The sequence below is a fragment of the Photobacterium sp. NCIMB 13483 genome, from assembly GCF_003025475.1.
Classification (GTDB): Bacteria; Pseudomonadota; Gammaproteobacteria; order Enterobacterales; family Vibrionaceae; genus Photobacterium; species Photobacterium piscicola.
Genome location: NZ_PYLV01000006.1, coordinates 93,630 through 111,612 on the forward strand (window position 1 = coordinate 93,630; position 17,983 = coordinate 111,612).

The window sequence follows — 17,983 nt, forward strand, 5'->3', positions numbered from 1 at the left end:
TTTCTACAACCATTAACGGTACCCGCGATTGTTAGTTATGATTGGTTTATTCAAAAAATTATTACAATAATCATGATGACGGATGATAAGTATCGATGACGGGGAAGTGATGTGCTAGCGTGATATGAATCAACAAAATATTCCATTTAAATTGTAATACTTCTACATAAGTAGGAAAATTTCAGTTTTCACGAACACAGTCTGATAAGTATTGATTGTGATATCGAGAAGGGGAACCTCGGTATGTCGTGTTGGATTTGATTTTTCAATTCCCAAAGTCAGAGGGTAACCATGATTAAGAAGATTGGTGTTTTGACCAGTGGTGGTGACGCACCTGGTATGAATGCAGCGGTTCGCGGCGTAGTTCGTGCAGCGTTGACAGAAGATCTAGAAGTTTACGGTATTTTTGATGGCTACCATGGCCTATACAATAACCGCATTGAAAAACTTGATCGTCAAAGTGTATCCGATGTAATTAACAAAGGCGGTACATTTTTAGGTTCAGCTCGTTTTCCTGAATTCCGTGAAGTGGAAATTCGTGAAAAAGCGATTGAGAATCTGAAATTGCACGGTATTGATGCATTGGTTGTTATCGGTGGCGACGGCTCATACATGGGTGCGAAGAAGCTAACTGAAATGGGTTACCCTTGTATTGGTATTCCAGGTACGATTGATAATGATGTTGCAGGTACTGATTATACTATCGGTTACATGACAGCAATGAACACTGTTATCGACGCTATTGACCGTCTACGTGATACGTCATCTTCTCATCAGCGTATTTCAATTGTTGAAGTAATGGGTCGCCATTGTGGTGATCTAACACTAATGTCTGCGATTGCTGGTGGTTGTGAGTACATCATTACCCCTGAAACTGGTCTTGATAAAGATCAACTGATTGCGCATATCAATCGAGGTATCGCGAAAGGCAAGAAACACGCAATTATCGCTATCACTGAATTAATGACAGATGTTAACGCACTGGCTAAATTCATTGAAGCTGAAACTGGCCGTGAGACTCGTGCAACAGTATTAGGCCATATTCAACGTGGTGGTCAGCCTGATGCATTTGACCGTGTATTAGCATCTCGTATGGGTGCATATGCGGTTGAGCTACTACAGCAAGGTGAAGGCGGTCGTTGCGTTGGTATTCAATGCGAAAAACTGGTTCACCATGACATTATCGATGCGATTGAAAATATGCGTCGTCCAGTACGTAACGATTTATATGAGTTGGCTGAAAAGCTGTTCTAAAATTACGTTATAAAGATACTGAAATCATTAAGGTCGATATTTATATCGGCCTTTTTTTATCGGGTGATTTTTTTGATGCTGTACTTTATTTGCGATAATAAAAAGGCCACCCGTAGGTGGCCTTGATTTCATCAATCATTAAGAAAGATTATTTTTTTGCTTCAGCTGCTGCTTTAGCGATAGCTGCAAAGCTTTTCGCGTCAAGTGCTGCACCGCCAACTAGAGCACCATCGATGTCTGGTTGTGCGAAGTAAGCTGCAGCATTTTCAGGCTTAACAGAACCGCCGTATTGGATAACAACGTTCTTAGCAACTGCTTCAGATTTCTCTGCAATGTGAGCACGGATTGCTGCGTGAATGCGTTGTGCATCTTCAGCTGTAGCTGCTTTACCAGTACCGATAGCCCAGATTGGTTCGTAAGCGATGATAGCACCTTCAAGAGCTTCAACGCCTTGAGTGTTGATTACAGCGTCAATTTGACGTGCACAAACAGCCATTGTTTCGCCAGCTTCGTTTTGTGCGTCAGTTTCGCCGATACAAAGAACAGGTGTTAAACCATTTTCTTTTAGGAATGCGAATTTCTTAGCAACAAATTCGTCTGACTCGTGGTGGTATTCACGACGCTCAGAGTGACCGATGATGATATGAGTAGCACCAAATTCTTTCAGCATAGCTGGAGACATGTCGCCAGTGAATGCACCGCTGTTATGTAGGTCAGAGTTTTGAGCACCTAGGATGATTGCGCTGCCAGCGTCAGTCAGTGTACGCTCTGCAAGATCAATGAAAAGTGCTGGTGGAGCAACTGCAACGTCTACGCCTGTAACACCTTCAAGTTCAGCGTTAAGACCGTTTAGTAGAGCAACAACCATTTCTTTGCTGCCGTTTAGTTTCCAGTTACCCATAACTACAGGATGGCGCATAGTTTTTCTCCAAATTTAAATGACGTAATTAACTTAACTACGTAAAAATATACCAGTCGGAACTGAATTTTTACTGTTCAAAATCATTAATGTGCTTGGTTGTACCCTTTTCGAGACAAAAAGTGAACTACAAATAGAAAAATATTTCAATATATGCAGTTTTTTGTCGTTTTTTTGTAACGTATTGGCGGAATATGCTACCAAGGGTATCCAATGATTTTGTCATTTTAATGGCAGTATTTTTGCTTGTTGTGGTGGCGATTGTGATTGGAGTGCTTGATTGAAACGTTGTAATTGACGTTGTAATTCTTGCTGCAACAAAATGTTGCGATGGAGTGGGTTTTTAGCGTGGTTAATGAGGCGATCGATATGGCTTTGTTGTGCCTGTAATCGAGGTTGCATACTTGGGTTGGCTTGGGCAATGGTTTGGTCAATTAACCGTTGGCGTAATAATGCAAACTGGTGGGGATCGGTGGTAGCCAGTTGTACCAGTTGGTCGAAGTCAGGCAGTGAGTGCATCCGCTATTCCTTGATTTAGGATCTATCATAATGATAGTTGCTAGCCGCGATGGTGTTCTTATTATGGTTGAGATTGAGCCTGACGCTTCAGGCTCAATGAGGTGCAATATAGGGTAGAATAAGGATTACCAGTAGTGTTCCATGGTAATTTGTCCTGGTTTACGACGCAGGTTTTTAGTTAACCCTTTCGCTTCAAGTACCGCTTTAGTATCACGTACCATTTGTGGATTACCACAGAGCATAACTTGGCTATTTTCAGGGGTCAGGTATAAACCTACGTGACGTTCTAATAATCCATCAGCAATCGCTTGTGGTATGCGCCCTGTCAAACATAATGGGGCCGGTTCGCGGCTAACAAATGGTTGCACAATAAGCTGATCACCATATTGTTGTTTGAGGGCACTGATTTCAGCTTGATAACTAAGATCGGCAGCATAACGTACCGCATGGATCACAATAATCTTACGGTATTTATGCCAAACCTCTTTTTGCCCTAAAATTGATAAATAAGGCCCAATTGCTGTTCCGGTTGCAAACAGCCATAAGTGCTGACCCGTCGGCACTTCATCGAGGGTAAAAAAGCCACTGGCCCGTGCTGATATTTGAACGGTATCGCCAGTTTGTAATGCATGCAAGCGTGGCGACAGCAAACCATCAGCAACGCGAGTGGCATAAATTTCAATGTCAGAATCTTGAGGTGGGTTTACAAACGAGTAGGCGCGTTGGATCAAATTATCACCGATCATTATGCCAAGTTTAGTAAATTGTCCCGCTTTAAACGGTTCAATGTTCGCGCGTAGCGATAAACTGAATAAATCTTGGTTCCAGTGACGGTTAGCAATAACTTGTGCAGGGATCCAATCAGCCATAGTGGCCTCCTCGTTATTTGGATGTTATTCGATAAGCACAGCGCCTTTGGCCTGTAATAATGTGTTCTTGACGTTGAATATGTGTCTGCTCGCCTAATAGTTGTTGGAAAATAGCCAGCTCAGAGTGGCAAAGTGATGGGCAGCGAGTTGCAGCAAGACAAATAGGGCAATGATTTTCAATTAATAAAAAGCCGTTTTCATCACTGGTAAGCTCAGCCATATAGCCATCATGTTGACGTAACTCTGTAAGTGCGACGAGTTTACTTTTTAAATCAGGGCAATCAGCAATGGCTGCTTGGTAATGAGTTAATGTTTGTTGTTCTCGTTTTTCAATGATGGCTTGTAGCCCTTGCTGACCAAATAAATCACTGACGGCTTCTAGGGTTTGTACGGCAAGTTCGCCATGATGATTACTAAATTGTTGGTGGCCTTGAGATGTAAGTTGCCAATGGCGCGTTGGGCGGCCGACTTTGACTTTTACATCATAAGCATCCACTAAGCCTTGTTCTTCCATCGATTGTAGATGTTGACGAATACCCATGGTGGTTAACTGAAATTTATCAGCTAATACTTTGGCTGTAACGGGACCATCATATTTGATGTGATAGAGGATTTTTTCAATAGTTTTCATAATCAGTCATCATTGTTGCTCTTGTTATATTATGGGATCAGCTTATTAAATAAAGCAATATCTTTACAATATAATAATGAGTTAAACGTAGGACTTCTTAGGTTTAAGAATGGCGTATTTATGATGTGAGTGATCTGAAAATAAGGTTAGGCAGGTAAGGTGCGCTAAGAGAGATAAAAAATGCACCGAAGTGCATTTTTCATTGATAACATTAAAGCGTATGTTGCTTAACTGCGTCATGTTGACGGTTTAAGTCATAGCGTGATTGTATACGGCGCATGGTGCCGCATTTGCCGCTAATCAATAGTGTTTCAGTGGTGGCGATATCACCTTGACGCTGAATACCTTCAACTAAATCACCTTTAGTAATCCCTGTACCAGCAAAGATCACATCATTACTGCGTGCCATGTCTTCAAGGCGTAGTAGTGTGTTTGGTTCAATGCCCATTTCTTCACAACGACGAATTTCCATTTCACCTAAACGGCGGTTTTCCTCAGTGTCGCCTTTTACTTGATGGCGAGGCAGTAAACGGCCTTGCATATCACCACCTAATGCGCGAATAGCGGCAGCTGAAACGACTCCTTCCGGTGCGCCACCAATGCAATACATCACATCAACATCACTTTCAGGCATACATGTAAGAATAGATGCTGCAACATCGCCATCAGGGAAAGCAAATACACGCACACCCATGGCATGCATCTCAGTGATAAGTTGATCGTGACGAGGCTTAGCAAGAATAGTAACAACCAGCTCACTCAGTGGTTTGTTCAGTGCTGTAGCAATAGCGGCAAAGTTGTCAGCTAAGGGTTTATCAAGATCGATAACACCTTTAGCTTGTGGGCCAACAACCAATTTTTCCATGTACATATCTGGTGCTTTTAACAGGCTACCTTTTTCACCTGCGGCAAGTACAGCGAGGGCATTATTTTGCCCCATTGCTGTCATACGCGTACCTTCGATAGGATCGACTGCAATATCAACAGCACAACCACCACAACCCACATGCTCTCCAATATAAAGCATTGGTGCTTCATCGATTTCACCTTCACCAATAACAATCTCGCCATTGATATTAGTGTGGTTAAGCAGGGTACGCATAACTTCAACTGCGGCATTGTCTGCTGCAATTTTATCGCCACGGCCTAACCATTTATGGCCGGCAAGGGCTGCGCCTTCGGTAACACGAGCAAATGCTATTGCTAAATCGCCTTTCATGATAACTCCAGATATAGAAATCGGTAGGTTCAAGGATATAAAAATTCTGCGCAAATTCTAGCATAATTGGCTTATCAACACGGTGGGAAATTAGATTGTCTAGGCAGTGGATTGATGATCTAACGCAACGGAATTAGGATTATGTAGTTGTAATAAAAATAAAAAAGGCCCGCTATAAATAAGCAGGCCTGATCTTAGAGGGTATTAAGGTGATATTTACGCGTCGTCATCCTCTTCTTCGTCAAACGCCCAACCTTTGGCACATTCAACCGCACGTTGCCAGCCACGGTAACGACGATTACGTTTTTTATCATCTTCACATGGGGTAAAACTTCGATCTAATTGTGATTTGTGTTGAAGCTCATCAATGCTATCCCAGAAGCCAATTGCCAGACCCGCCAAGTACGCCGCACCAAGTGCGGTGACTTCGGTAACTTTTGGACGATGTACTTCTGTTGCTAAAATATCTGCTTGGAATTGCATTAAGAAGTTATTGGCAACAGCGCCACCATCAACCCGTAAAATATCAAGTTTAATGCCTGAATCTGCCTGCATTGCATCAAGTACATCGCGAGTTTGGTAAGCAACACTTTCAAGGGTGGCACGAATAATATGATTAGAATTAACGCCACGAGTTAGTCCGACAATCGCACCTCGGGCATAGGGGTCCCAATATGGTGCACCTAAACCAGTAAATGCAGGTACAACATAGACGCCATTAGCACTGCCCACTTTTTCTGCAAAGTATTCTGAATCGTTAGCATCACTGAGTAGCTTAACTTCATCACGTAACCATTGAATGGAAGCGCCACCCATAAAGACTGCCCCTTCAAGGGCGTAAGTAACATCACCTTTAGGGCCACAAGCGAGAGTCGTTAATAGTCCATTATGTGAGGTGACTTTTTCTTTGCCGGTATTCATTAATAAGAAACAACCGGTGCCATAAGTATTTTTAGCTTGGCCTGCTGAAACACACATTTGACCAAATAATGCTGCTTGTTGATCGCCCGCAATACCTGCGATAGGAATACGGGTACCGCCTTTACCACCAATGTTGGTTTGGCCATAAACTTCAGATGAGGGTTTAACTTCAGGCATCATTGATAATGGAATATTTAGGGCTGAAAGTAACTTTTCATCCCATTGTAATGTGTTGATATTAAATAGCATGGTACGAGAGGCGTTGGTGTAATCAGTAACAAATACACGCCCTTGAGTCATTTTCCAGATCAACCAAGTGTCGACAGTACCAAATAATAATTCGCCCGCTTCAGCTTGTTCGCGTGCGCCTTCAACGTTATCTAGAATCCATTTAACCTTGGTGCCAGAGAAGTACGGATCAACCACTAAGCCTGTGGCTTCACGAATATAATCCGTTAAGCCTTGTTGTTTTAACTCTTCACACATATCGGCGGTACGGCGACATTGCCATACGATAGCGTTATAGACGGGTTTACCGGTTTTTTTATTCCATACAATGGTGGTTTCACGTTGGTTAGTAATACCGATTGCAGCGACTTGATCGCTACGAATACCCGCTTTAGCTAATGCCTCCACCATAGTTGAACTTTGGGTCGCATAAATTTCAAGAGGATCATGTTCAACCCAACCAGCTTTAGGATAAATTTGAGTGAATTCGCGTTGTGACGAACAAACGATATTGGCATTGTGATCGAGCACAACGGCTCGAGAACTGGTTGTTCCTTGATCTAACGCCACAATATATTTTCGTTCAGTAGTCATGATGAGTTCCTCGTTATCTTTATTATATAGAGTCAGTTTTAATTGAGAGGCGAGGTAATGCCTCTTTATGGTGTTGATGGATTAAATTTTATGCTTCAACTGCAGGTGTATCAGTATTGCCTTCACATTTATTCGGTAGGGTACATTTGTTGCCTGGTAGATAAATCCCAATCAGTTTAGGGTAGGCCCAGCCACCAAAAAGTGCACCACAAATTGGCGCCAGGATAGGGACGATAAAGTAAGGAATATCTTTAGCACCAGTGAGTGCCACCGTGTCCCAACCGGCAAAGAAGGTCAGTAGTTTCGGGCCGAAATCACGGGCGGGGTTCATTGCAAAACCGGTAAGTGGACCTAAAGAGCCGCCAATAACAGCAATTAATAAGCCAATAAGCAGTGGCCCCATAGCACCACGTGGTGCTCCATTTTTATCATCACCAATAGCTAAAATGGCAAACATTAATACTGCGGTAATAGTAAATTCAACGGCAAATGCGCCACCAAAACTTAATGATGGGTGAGGGAATGTTGAAAAAATAGAGGCGGTATCAAGGCTAGCAACTGTTCCTCGAACAATATTATGGCTGGCTTCATAGTCAGTAAATAAGTTGCTGTATAGCCCATAAACTAAGGCGGCAGCGGCAAAAGCCCCTAATATCTGCGCCATAATATAAGGCAGGACTTTTCGTTTATTGAAGCCATGAAAACTGGCTAACGCAATAGTTACCGCTGGGTTTAAATGGGCGCCAGAAACCCCCGCCGTGACATAAATGGCAATGGCAACGCCAAGTCCCCACATAATACTGACTTCCCATTGACCAAAATCTGCACCGGTTAATTTCAGGGCAGCGACACAGCCAACGCCAAAAAATATCAGTAATCCAGTACCAATAAATTCCGCAAAACATTCTCCGACGAGCGCATTAGGTTTGGAACTTGTCATATTGTCAGTCCTTTTGATGGGTAATGTAGGGTATTGCGTTATCCTTCATGCGCTGTAATTTACAATAGTTACTTTTTTTTAAAATAATAACGGCTCAAAAATGTGCGTTCGAGCGTAAATTGTTTTCCAAAGTGAGCGTTTGGTGGCTTTTTATTGTCGGGTTGATGGCTTGAGATCATTGATAGTGATATTAGGCAGATGTAGTAATCATCGTTATTCACGATAACTGCGGCATATAAAATCGCAGGAGTAAATTATCATGGTAATGTGGAACAGAATTTGAGAAAGTTCATAGATACCACATTATTGATAGCGGAATGTGAAACGAGGCATTAAAGATATAAGGTAATGGAAATATGCTGAGGTCGTTGAATTTAGCTGTTTTTAGCGCCTAAATAAGGCTGATATTGGCTGACTTTGCAATAATTACATCAGACTTGTATGAATTTCATTCATTTGCACGAATGTGATGGAAATGTAGATGTCAGCAAGCCAATGCCTCGTTAGAATAGCGATATAAATATATATAACCCTGTCCGTAGAGATTACCTTGAATTGTTAAGGTAAATATATGGGCATAGATCAGGTGAACAATATGTCTCTAGAAATGTTGGAAAAATTGGAAGCCAAAGTTCAAATGGCTGTGGATTCAATTTCTTTACTACAAATGGAAATTGATGAACTAAAAGAAAAAAATGATAGCCTAGCTATGGAAGCACAAGAACTACGTTCTGGTCGTGAGAGTCTTGTTCAAGATAACGAAAAGCTACGTGGCGAGCATAACGTATGGCAAGATCGCGTACGTACGCTGCTAGGTAAAATGGATAGCGTAGAATAATCGCGTATTTATTTTAATACGATTATCGGCTCGGTATAGCTCCCTTAATGGGCAATATACCGAGCTGATTTTTTATGTCTGGTCACTGTCTTGTGAGGGACTGATTAGTCTATGTCTAACGCTTCGGGTGATAAAATAACCCCAGTATTGTCTGCATAAATATAATCTTCAGGTAAGAAAGTAACCCCACCAAAATTCACCGCAACATCAACTTCACCAATGGCTTGCTGATCAGCACCGACTGGAATTGCTGCTAGTGCCTGAATGCCTAGATCGAGTCTATCCAGTTCATCAACATGGCGCACGCTGCCATAAATAATTAATCCTTCCCATTGGTTTTCAACCGCCAATTGAGCGAGATCGATATCAATTAAAGCACGCCGTAATGAGCCACCACCATCGATTAACAATACCCGTCCAGAGCCTGGTAGAGATAAGGTGTCATGAATAACCCCATTATTCTCAAAACATTTAATGGTCGTGACTTGACCACCAAATGAACTACGGCCACCGTAAGAGCTGAACATAGGTTCAACCACATCAACTTGATCGAGATAGATATCACAAAGCTCAGAGGTATTATATTCCATGGGCAGGCTTCTTATTGGTAGCTGAAAACAAAAATGGTTTGTTTAAATTATAACCAGTTGATATCGCATTGCAATTTGTATCAGTGATTAAGCTAATACCATACCAATTGCAAATAATAGGTTGGTGATTAACGCACACTTCACCATGGTTGCCATCATTGGTCGCAAAGCGGCACCATTGGTTGATCGGTACACTTGTCGACCATGATTAATCAATAATGGTAGGCTTAAAATAAATAGCCATCCCCAAAGAGATTTTACTTCTAATAGGGCAAATAAGCTGAAAAATATCACACTAGTAGAGAGTAATACCAGGTGATATTTACGGCCCCATTGCGGCCCCATACGCACCACTAAAGTTTGTTTACCACACGCTTTATCATTATCAATATCACGTAAGTTATTGATATTTAGCACGCCGACAGCCAATAAACCACATGCCGTTGCCGGTAACATAATCAGTGAGTCAATCTGTCCCGTTTGAAGATAATACGTTCCTGCAACACCCAGCCAACCGAAAAATATCAGTACAGATAGATCGCCAAGACCTTGATAGCCATAAGGCTTATTACCCACGGTATAAGCAATCGATGCTGCTATCGCAAGTAAGCCCAAGATTAAAAAACCGATAATGTCATGCGGGTTCTTACAAGCCACTAAAATTAAGGTTAAGCCACTGATGGCGGTAAGAATGATATTTATAATCATGGCCTTACGCATTGTTGCTGCGGTGACTAAGCCTGATTGCATTGCCCGTTGTGGACCTAAACGGTCATCATTATCTGTGCCTTTAACGGCGTCGCCATAATCATTAGCAAGGTTAGATAGAATTTGTAATAACAAGGCAGTTAATAGCGCAAGAGCTGCAATACTTGCAGAAAAATTGTCGTGCCATTTTGCTACTGCGCTACCGCAGACAATAGAGGCGATGGCAAGGGGTAAGGTTTTTGGTCTTGCGGCATCTAACCAAATTGTCAGTGAAGAGGGTGAGTTCATAAATTAGATACTTAAAGTGAATACTGAAAAGGTATTATGGCGTAAATTTGGTCAGGCGCAAATTTATCCCATCAATGTTTGTTAAAGAACAAAAAAAACGGTGCGATAAAACGCACCGTTTATTGTGTTAACTGTTAGTCTAAATTCGATTATAAAATGAAGCGACTTAAATCTTCATCAGCAACGAATTCGCCTAAGCGTGCTTGTACATACGCGTCATCGATAAGGAATTTCTCGCCAGATTTTTCACTCGCATCATAAGAAATCTCTTCCATTAGGCGTTCCATAACCGTATGTAAACGACGTGCACCAATATTTTCTGTGCGCTCATTTACCTGCCATGCTGCTTCCGCTAAGCTTTCAATACCTTCAGCCGTAAATTCTATATCGACCGATTCCGTAGCCATTAGTGCTACGTATTGTTGCGTTAACGATGCTTTGGGCTCAGTAAGAATACGCTTAAAGTCATGACTGCTCAGTGCATCCAGTTCAACGCGGATCGGTAAACGACCTTGTAGCTCAGGAATTAAATCTGATGGCTTAGCAACTTGGAATGCACCTGATGCTACAAACAGAATATGGTCTGTTTTAACCATGCCATGCTTCGTTGATACCGTACTGCCTTCAACTAATGGTAATAAATCACGTTGTACACCTTCACGAGAAACGTCAGGGCCTGATGATTCGCCACGCTTACAAATCTTATCTATTTCATCAATAAAGACGATACCGTTGTTTTCAACCGCGAAAATCGCTTGTTCTTTTAATTCTTCTTGGTTTACCAGTTTAGCGGCTTCTTCTTCTGTTGCCGCTTTTAACGCATCTTTGATTTTCATTTTGCGTTTTTTACTGGTGTTACCAGCAAGATTTTGGAACATGCCTTGTAACTGGTTGGTCATTTCTTCCATGCCAGGAGGCGCCATGATTTCAACACCCATTTGTGGGGCTGCAATATCAATCTCGATTTCTTTATCATCAAGTTTACCTTCACGTAATTTTTTACGGAAAGATTGACGCGTTGTTGATTCTGTTGCGACTTCTTCGTTTTGTCCCCAAGCATCGCGTGCAGGTGGCAATAACACATCAAGAATACGTTCTTCTGCTAATTCTTCAGCATGTACACGGACTTTTTCAGTCGCTTGTTGATGTACCATTTTTACAGCGACATCAGTTAGATCACGAATAATCGTTTCAACTTCTTTGCCGACATAACCCACTTCAGTAAATTTAGTTGCTTCAACTTTAATGAATGGTGCATTTGCCAATTTCGCTAATCGACGAGCAATTTCTGTTTTACCAACGCCGGTTGGACCAATCATTAAAATATTTTTAGGGGTTACTTCTACACGCAGCTCTTCAGGAAGCTGCATACGACGCCAGCGGTTACGCAGTGCAATCGCAACCGCTCGCTTGGCTTTGTCTTGACCGATAATATGACGATCAAGCTCATGAACGATTTCGCGAGGAGTCATTTCAGACATTGCAACTTCCTTACTTAGTTTCTAGTTCTTCAATAGTGTGATTGTGGTTAGTAAACACACAAATATCACCCGCAATATTTAGCGCTTTTTCAGCAATTTCACGGGCGCTAAGATCTGTATTTTCCAATAATGCAATAGCGGCAGCTTGAGCGAAATTACCACCCGAACCAATCGCCACTAAATCATGCTCAGGCTGTACGACATCACCATTACCTGTAATGATTAATGAGCCGGTTTCATCAGCAACAACTAATAAAGCTTCAAGCTTACGTAGGGCACGATCGGTACGCCAATCTTTGGCTAACTCAACAGCTGATTTCAATAGATGGCCTTGGTGCATTTCTAATTTACGTTCGAAACGTTCAAATAAAGTAAAGGCATCCGCGGTGCCGCCAGCGAAACCGGCAAGTACTTTATTATTATAGAGACGACGAACTTTGCGAGCGTTGCCTTTCATTACCGTATTGCCAAGTGAGACTTGGCCGTCACCAGCAATTACGACTTTGTCGTTACGACGAACAGATACAATAGTTGTCACGTTAAACCCTCTTTGATTCAGCTCCGACGTTAGCCGGGATCATTAATGCTATTAGATCTGGGGATAGGGAGGCAGGTTTTCAAGGTGTATATAACAATTGCTGGGCGTGGTGATGTTAAGTTTTAGAGAATAAAAAAGGATGCCATGATGGCATCCTTTATTGTTATTCATACTAATGATGATTATTCCCAGAACCAAATTGCACAAGGGCTAATACCATGTTGTTGTAATTTATTCTGATCATTCATTGCTAAGCGTTTATTTTTGTAAGGACCAAGTACAACACGGTACCAAGTACCTTTATTGTTGGTTGATACTTTTATTTGACTGTTTAAGCCCTGAAACGCAATCATCGCCTTACGCTCATCTGCTTGAGATTGGCTGTGATAAGCACCGCATTGTAATAAGTAAGGTTTAGCTGGCTTCTCTTTTACAATGACTTTTTTCTGGGTTAATTCAGGAACAATGACTTTTTTATTTTCCAACTCTTGAATATAACGCCATTTTTCTTCTGGTTTTGGCGGTAAGGCATTGGTATTAACTTTTGCAGGTTGCTGCGGTTTGATAACAATAGCCGCAGGAATCGCTGGTTTCTGTTCAGGAACATCAGTACCAGAAAGGAAAAATAAACTCGTAATCAGCCCACACACTAAAATAACAGCGAAAGCTGCCCACTTGGTTGGAAAACCAGTTGTCGGCACTTTTTTGCCTTTAGGGTTAGCTTTTGCTTTTGGTGACGCTGGTTTCGCAGAGCGCCCACGTTTTACATAATCTTTAGTAGCCACGATATCGACAAATTAGTTTGGGTAGATAGATAGGACGCTATGTTACAAAGTTGGATTGATCCTGACCAGTTATTATCGCTGTTTCGTTGATAATTAACCCCATATTGTAACAAAGATGCCAGATTTTATGATCTCTGTGCAGTAACGTGTCAAATATGGGGGCGATCAATTAACGACTAGGTGGCGCTGCACTTTCACGAATAACCAGTTTGGCGTCTAATAATCGCGACCCTGCCTGAACATCTTTACCTTTGAGTAATTCTAGCAACATTAACATTGCTTGACGGCCAATTTCATACCGTGGTTGTGAGACCGTCGTTAATGGTGGATCACAATATTCTGCAAATTGAATATCATCAAAACCAACAATAGAAATATCATGTGGTACGCGTAAACCTAATCGTTTCGCCTGTTGCATGGCACCAATAGCCATGACATCAGAGTGGCAAAATAATGCTGTTGGTGGTTCGGGTAAAGCAAGTAATGCTGTGATTGCACGAGCACCTGCAGCAAAACTAAAATCACCTTTAATGGTGTAAGCCGGGTTTAGAGTGATGCCCCCACGACGAAGAGCTTGCTGATAACCTTGCTGACGAAATTGTGATAAAGCGGCTTTATCAGGTCCGGTGATTTGAGCAATGCGCTTATGGCCCATTTGAGTCAAGTAATTCACCGCATCAAAGGCAGCGGTTAAGTTATCAATGTGCACTGTTGGTAATTCAAGTTCCGGCGCATATTCACATGCCATGACTAATGGCGGCAGATTTTTTTGTTCAGGTTTACTGACGTCAAACGGTAAATTATTACCTAATAGCAACATACCATCAGCTTGTTTAGTAAAGACTAAATTAGCGAATGAATTTTCACGACGTTGTTGCTGACCACTGTCACCGAGCAACACTAAATAACCATTTTCCATTGCCGCTTCTTCAATACCACGAATGATTTCTGTGAAGTAGGGATCACAGATGTCGGGAACAATGGTAACGATAGTTTTCGATTCATTGCGGCGTAAATTGCGTGCTAGTGAGTTTGGTGAATATCCAGCTTCCATTACGGCTTGCTCGACCTTTTTCCTGGTTGAGGCCGATACTTTTTCCGGGTTCATGAGCGCGCGTGAAACTGTCGCGGTTGATACCCCGGCTAGCTGGGCAACGTCCTTCATTGTCGCCATAGTGCTTTCCTCTTGTGCTATATCTTACTAATTTACAGTTGGCTATCTGACGCAAAAATGTATTCAGATATGCTCGCCAACTAATTGTAACTGACTGAAAAACGTCAATTCATATACATATTGTAGAATGGATGCATAAGCTGAAACATGCTTTCAATAGCATAAATTACATTCGCTATGTGAGATGCATCGCATTGTGTAGTTTAAGTTAAATCTTGCGGTTCAACATCAATCGACCACCTAATTTTTTTCGCTAACGGTAAGAGCTGAATTGCAGGCTTAGCAATACTGAGTATTTGTTGAAGTTTATTTCTATTAGGTATTTGTAAAATTAATTGCCATCTAAATCGTCCAGCACGACGAGCAAGGGGAGCTGGATTTGGCCCTAAAACACAACAGTCTTGGTCATACACTGGGCTTGCTTCAAAAATCCCTCTTACTTGTTGTAAGAACTGGCACACAAGGTCGCTATCATTAGCTTCTGCACGCAATAACACTAAGTGAGTAAACGGTGGCAACAATGCTTGACGACGTTCCGTTAATGCAGCCTGAGAAAAAACGCCATAGCCTTTATGCAGTAATGATTGTAGCAGTTGATGTTCTGGATGGTGGGTTTGTAATAATACTGATCCTGGTTTACTGGCGCGACCTGCACGACCTGCAACTTGAATAAACAGCTGTGCTAATCGCTCTGAGGCGCGAAAATCATTACTGAATAATGCACTATCAACATCAATTAATGCCACTAAGGTTACATTGGGAAAGTGGTGGCCTTTAGCAAGCATTTGGGTGCCAATTAAAATTTGATATTCATTATTTTTAATGGCTTCTAAATAGTTTTCTAATGCCCCTTTACGACGAGTACTATCACGGTCAATACGTACTGTTTTAAATTCAGGGAATAATTCGGCTAATTGGGCTTCAAGTTGTTCTGTACCCACACCAACAGGTAACAACTGAGTAGAACCACACTGCTGGCATTGGTGCATGATCGGCCGCTGAGTGGCACAGTGATGACACCGTAATTCCCCTGATTGCTGATGGAGGGTGTAATACGCATCACAACGATCACACTCTGCGATCCAGCCGCACTCATGGCACATCATCGCGGGTGAAAATCCACGCCGATTAAGAAACAGCATCACTTGATTGCCCGCATTGAGGTGCTTACGCATTTCTGCAATTAATGGTGCTGATAACCCCGCGTTTAAATACAGGCCTTTGACATCAATAATACCATGACGTGCAGCACTCGCATTACCTGCACGTTTAGAGAGTGTCAGATAGTGATATTTGCCTGTTTGGGCGTTATGCAGTGTTTCCAGTGCTGGCGTTGCTGAACCTAATACTATCGGGATATTTTCTTTATTGGCTCGCATTACGGCCAGATCACGAGCGTGGTAACGTAAGCTATCTTGTTGTTTATATGAAGCATCATGTTCTTCATCGACAATGATAATGCCAAGGTTAGCAAAAGGTGTAAACAGTGCCGAACGGGTGCCAATAATGATTCCAGCTTGATTATCTCGTCCAGCAAGCCATGCCGCCATGCGTTCGCTATCGTTTAAACCCGAATGTACGGTTTCTAATGGCACCTTAAAACGGCGCTTAAAACGATTGATTGTTTGTGGTGTTAGGCCAATTTCTGGCACTAAAATTAACGCCTGTTTACCCGCCGCTAAAATGGGCTCAAGTAAATTAAGATAAACTTCGGTTTTGCCTGAGCCTGTAACACCATCGAGTAGATAACAGCCAAATCCTGGATTACTGTTTACCGTTGCAATCGCTAATGCTTGTTCTTCGTTTAAACGTGGTTTCTGTTCTGTAATTTCAAATTGTGGCAGCCACTGACGTTGTTGTGGTTGATGTTGTTGTTCGCTGATCCAACCTTTTTGCTCGACAGTTTTGAGGGTGGTGCTGCTGACGTCATGAGTGAGTAAGTTTTCATGACTGAGTGGACCATGACGTAATAGATTTAGGATTTGTGCTTGTTTAGGCGCGCGTTTTAAGCCATTTAGCGGCTGATCTCGACCTGTTTCAGTTAGGTGCCAATACTTTAGTGGCGTGGTTGATGCTTCTCGACCTTTACGCAGTAATGCAGGCATCGCATTGGCAAGGGCATCACCTAATGGATATTGATAATAGCTACTGGCCCATTTTAATAAGCTAAATAAAGCAGGTTGCCATAAAGGTTGATTATCTAATACTTGCTGAATAGGTTTTAACTGTTGAATAGGAAAATCAGAATCATGCCCGATAGCAACCACAATCCCGACTAATCGTTGTCGACCAAAAGACACCAGCACGCGACCACCAATAATTGGAGTGGTGTTGGGTTTGATGAGATAGTCAAAAGTTTTATCAAGTGGGACAGGTAAAGCAACGCGTGCTATTGGGTGGTTCATATTTTATCGCTTTAATTGAGCTTGTACTAAATAGTAACAGATCACGTGATAAGGGATAAGTACTGCTATGTTGCAACTATTATTGACTGTTTTAGTGATCAATAAAAGAGCGATAAAAAAACAGTGACTGAGTTGATCTCTGTGGAATGATTGATTACTATACGCCGCCTGATTTGTCGTAAATTAACGACAGACTATTTTATTAACCACGTGTGGTGCCCGGCTTTGGATCGGGAGAGCGACACGGCCTTAACTTGAGGTTTCCCCATGAAACAAGGTATCCACCCAGAATACAAAGCAGTAAACGCACGTTGTTCTTGCGGCAACACTTTCGTATTTAACTCTACTATGAGCAAAGACATCAACCTTGATGTATGCGATAAGTGTCACCCATTCTACACTGGTAAGCAACGTCAAGTTAGCTCTGGCGGTCGTGTGGACAAATTCAACAAGCGTTTTGGTGCGCTTTCTAGCAAGTAATTATTTGCCAGATGAATTTACAAAAAAGGGATGCGCAAGCATCCCTTTTTTTATGGCTGAGATTTGGCAATTATAAAAAAACCAGCAGAAGTGCTGGTTTTTTGCTATTTCATGTCCATATTATTCATTAATGTCTTCGTAGCTGATACCCATCGCTTCCATCAATGCTTTCGCTTCTGCGGGCAGATCGTCGGGGTGATCTTTACGAATATCATCATCAGTGGGTAGTGGTTGTCCTGTGTAGGCATGTAGGAAAGCTTCACAGAGTAGTTCACTGTTGGTAGCGTGGCGCAGGTTATTGACCTGACGGCGAGTACGTTCATCAGTAAGAATTTTGAGAACCTTTAATGGAATAGACACTGTAATTTTTTTTACTTGTTCATTTTTCTTACCGTGTTCTGCATAAGGGCTAATATATTCGCCATTCCACTTTGCCATGTTTTACCTTCTCAGCGATGTTTAATTAATGATGATAACAATGTCGCGATGACGGTTGTTAGTACATAGTCATGATAGGCGGCGATATTACGTGAACATCACTGATTTGTCCTCTACAGTGATAGACAACAGTTGCTAGATCACGACTATTTTTTTCAATGACT

18 protein-coding genes are annotated in these 17,983 nt (G+C 42.0%); 3 read left to right on the top strand and 15 right to left on the bottom strand.

The window, feature by feature from the left end; all coding sequences use genetic code 11:
• Window positions 1-291 precede the first annotated feature (291 nt).
• Window positions 292-1,254, top strand: coding sequence for a 6-phosphofructokinase (gene pfkA, locus C9I86_RS07215; protein WP_080158780.1), 963 nt, complete (start codon window positions 292-294; stop codon window positions 1,252-1,254).
• 148 nt (window positions 1,255-1,402) lie between these two features.
• On the opposite strand, the gene tpiA is transcribed toward pfkA, so the two are convergent.
• The 7 genes from tpiA to C9I86_RS07250 all read right to left on the bottom strand — a co-directional run bounded on the left by tpiA (window position 1,403) and on the right by C9I86_RS07250 (window position 8,094).
• Complete coding sequence (gene tpiA / locus C9I86_RS07220; protein WP_080158779.1) at window positions 1,403-2,173, bottom strand: triose-phosphate isomerase; 771 nt, start codon at window positions 2,171-2,173, stop codon at window positions 1,403-1,405.
• A gap of 222 nt (window positions 2,174-2,395) precedes the next feature.
• A complete protein-coding gene (locus tag C9I86_RS07225; RefSeq protein ID WP_080158778.1) occupies window positions 2,396-2,692 on the bottom strand; it encodes a DUF3135 domain-containing protein in 297 nt (98 codons plus the stop codon).
• 125 nt (window positions 2,693-2,817) lie between these two features.
• Entirely contained in the window at window positions 2,818-3,561 is a 744-nt protein-coding gene (locus C9I86_RS07230; RefSeq protein WP_080158777.1) for a ferredoxin--NADP reductase, read from the bottom strand.
• Window positions 3,562-3,574: 13 nt separating this feature from the next.
• A complete protein-coding gene (locus C9I86_RS07235; protein ID WP_080158776.1) occupies window positions 3,575-4,192 on the bottom strand; it encodes a metalloregulator ArsR/SmtB family transcription factor in 618 nt (205 codons plus the stop codon).
• A 211-nt stretch (window positions 4,193-4,403) separates the two neighbouring features.
• The gene (glpX, locus tag C9I86_RS07240) at window positions 4,404-5,411 is read right to left on the bottom strand and encodes a class II fructose-bisphosphatase (protein ID WP_080158775.1); all 1,008 of its coding nucleotides are present in this window, start codon (window positions 5,409-5,411) and stop codon (window positions 4,404-4,406) included.
• A gap of 216 nt (window positions 5,412-5,627) precedes the next feature.
• Window positions 5,628-7,154 (bottom strand): glycerol kinase GlpK, encoded by a 1,527-nt coding sequence (gene glpK / locus C9I86_RS07245; protein WP_107276023.1) that lies wholly within the window; start codon window positions 7,152-7,154, stop codon window positions 5,628-5,630.
• 88 nt (window positions 7,155-7,242) lie between these two features.
• Window positions 7,243-8,094, bottom strand: a complete 852-nt coding sequence (locus C9I86_RS07250) for an MIP/aquaporin family protein (RefSeq protein ID WP_080158773.1) — start codon at window positions 8,092-8,094, stop codon at window positions 7,243-7,245.
• A 595-nt stretch (window positions 8,095-8,689) separates the two neighbouring features.
• Between C9I86_RS07250 and zapB the strand changes: the two genes are divergently transcribed.
• Window positions 8,690-8,932, top strand: coding sequence for a cell division protein ZapB (gene zapB / locus C9I86_RS07255; protein WP_036789682.1), 243 nt, complete (start codon window positions 8,690-8,692; stop codon window positions 8,930-8,932).
• A 104-nt stretch (window positions 8,933-9,036) separates the two neighbouring features.
• Here the strand turns inward: zapB and rraA are convergent, their stop codons facing one another.
• The 7 genes from rraA to priA form a co-directional block, all read right to left on the bottom strand.
• Window positions 9,037-9,522: a ribonuclease E activity regulator RraA gene (rraA, locus tag C9I86_RS07260; protein ID WP_107276024.1), complete on the bottom strand. Its 486-nt coding sequence runs from the start codon at window positions 9,520-9,522 to the stop codon at window positions 9,037-9,039.
• A gap of 87 nt (window positions 9,523-9,609) precedes the next feature.
• Window positions 9,610-10,518: a 1,4-dihydroxy-2-naphthoate polyprenyltransferase gene (locus tag C9I86_RS07265; RefSeq protein WP_107276025.1), complete on the bottom strand. Its 909-nt coding sequence runs from the start codon at window positions 10,516-10,518 to the stop codon at window positions 9,610-9,612.
• 149 nt (window positions 10,519-10,667) lie between these two features.
• On the bottom strand, window positions 10,668-11,999 hold the full coding sequence (gene hslU / locus C9I86_RS07270; RefSeq protein WP_107276026.1) for an HslU--HslV peptidase ATPase subunit: 1,332 nt from the start codon (window positions 11,997-11,999) through the stop codon (window positions 10,668-10,670).
• A gap of 10 nt (window positions 12,000-12,009) precedes the next feature.
• Complete coding sequence (gene hslV / locus C9I86_RS07275; RefSeq protein ID WP_080158769.1) at window positions 12,010-12,537, bottom strand: ATP-dependent protease subunit HslV; 528 nt, start codon at window positions 12,535-12,537, stop codon at window positions 12,010-12,012.
• A gap of 182 nt (window positions 12,538-12,719) precedes the next feature.
• Window positions 12,720-13,322 carry an SPOR domain-containing protein gene (locus C9I86_RS07280; protein ID WP_080158768.1) on the bottom strand — a complete coding sequence of 201 codons (603 nt, stop codon included), beginning with the start codon at window positions 13,320-13,322 and terminating at the stop codon, window positions 12,720-12,722.
• A 169-nt stretch (window positions 13,323-13,491) separates the two neighbouring features.
• Window positions 13,492-14,517 carry a DNA-binding transcriptional regulator CytR gene (cytR, locus tag C9I86_RS07285; protein WP_255418369.1) on the bottom strand — a complete coding sequence of 342 codons (1,026 nt, stop codon included), beginning with the start codon at window positions 14,515-14,517 and terminating at the stop codon, window positions 13,492-13,494.
• A gap of 182 nt (window positions 14,518-14,699) precedes the next feature.
• The gene (gene priA, locus C9I86_RS07290; RefSeq protein ID WP_107276027.1) at window positions 14,700-16,901 is read right to left on the bottom strand and encodes a primosomal protein N'; all 2,202 of its coding nucleotides are present in this window, start codon (window positions 16,899-16,901) and stop codon (window positions 14,700-14,702) included.
• Between the two features lie 267 nt (window positions 16,902-17,168).
• Between priA and rpmE the strand changes: the two genes are divergently transcribed.
• The gene (gene rpmE / locus C9I86_RS07295; protein WP_080158765.1) at window positions 17,169-17,381 is read left to right on the top strand and encodes a 50S ribosomal protein L31; all 213 of its coding nucleotides are present in this window, start codon (window positions 17,169-17,171) and stop codon (window positions 17,379-17,381) included.
• A gap of 120 nt (window positions 17,382-17,501) precedes the next feature.
• On the opposite strand, the gene metJ is transcribed toward rpmE, so the two are convergent.
• On the bottom strand, window positions 17,502-17,819 hold the full coding sequence (gene metJ / locus C9I86_RS07300) for a met regulon transcriptional regulator MetJ (RefSeq protein ID WP_036789456.1): 318 nt from the start codon (window positions 17,817-17,819) through the stop codon (window positions 17,502-17,504).
• Window positions 17,820-17,983 lie beyond the last annotated feature (164 nt).